Annotated in this window: 1 pseudogene; it reads right to left on the bottom strand. The window is 66.2% G+C overall.

The features are described from left to right. Window positions 1-347 precede the first annotated feature (347 nt). Window positions 348-554 (bottom strand): annotated as a pseudogene (locus tag AC5RWQ_RS30320) (hypothetical protein); the annotation flags it as partial.

The following is a 554-nucleotide window of genomic DNA, read 5'->3' on the forward strand; positions in this document are numbered from 1 at the left end:
GGTGTCGGTGTGCAGGTCGCCTCTCGGCGAGTGGCACGACGCGGCTCCAGCCGAACGGTATTCCGCGAAGGCAATTTAGGTGAGGCCCGGGGACACTGAACACACCGACACCCGTCACAACACGCTACCCCCACCCACCCTTCCCCACCCCACGAGTGACCCCCACCACCCCCCGGCCCGTCCTCGGCTCTGCATCGCGTTGATCATGGGGTTACCGGCGGTGTGGATCTCCTCCACTGCCGTCAACCTCATGATCAATGCGGTTGACGGTAACCGTCCAAGATTCGGATACGCCGCTGGCCGGCACCCCGTGAGGGGTGCCAGCCAGCGTTCGTTGGCTTGTGGGGTCAGCTGTTCCAGTGCGCGGCGACGAGGTCGGCGGCCTGCTGCTCCCACTGGGCGTAGGCGTCCGGGTACGCCGAGACCTGCACGGTCTGAGCGGCCTCGGTCAGCGGCATGTCCTGCCAGCCGTCGATCTGCTTGAGGCCCTTCTGGAAGGCCATGGTGGAGTAGATCGGGTCGGTGATCTGCTCCGGGCTGCCCCAACCACTGGA

It is taken from the genome of Micromonospora sp. BS32, assembly GCF_059089345.1.